We start from the raw sequence: 324 nt of genomic DNA on the forward strand, positions 1-324 counted from the left end.
TGCACGCTGCGCGTCCAACTCCGCCTGCGCCTGCTCGAGAAGGGCGAGCGCCGAGCGCGCCTGCGCAAGGCCCACCGTTGCCTGGCCTTTGCCGCTGGCGAGCTGCGCCAGCGGCAAAGGCCAGGCAACGGTGGGCCTTGCGCAGGCGCGCTCGGCGCTCGCCCTTCTCGAGCGCCTGTGCACGCTGCGCGTCCAACTCCGCCTGCGCCTGCTCGAGAGCCTTGACGCCGCCCAGGCAGAGATCACCGACGGCATGGCCCAGATTGCCGACGGCCAGGCAGAGCTCGACGCCAACCAAGCAAGCATCGATGACGGGCTTGCCCA

At 71.0% G+C, this 324-nt stretch carries 1 protein-coding gene; it reads left to right on the forward strand.

Annotation, left to right across the window (positions count from 1 at the left end; genetic code table 11):
- Nucleotides 1–130: 130 nt before the first annotated feature.
- A partial coding sequence (locus tag H6A15_RS10260; RefSeq protein WP_204673653.1) for a hypothetical protein occupies nucleotides 131–324 on the forward strand: 194 nt, incomplete at its 3' end.

Source organism: Enorma phocaeensis (genome assembly GCF_016901575.1).
In the GTDB taxonomy this organism is placed as follows: Bacteria; Actinomycetota; Coriobacteriia; order Coriobacteriales; family Coriobacteriaceae; genus Limicola; species Limicola phocaeensis_A.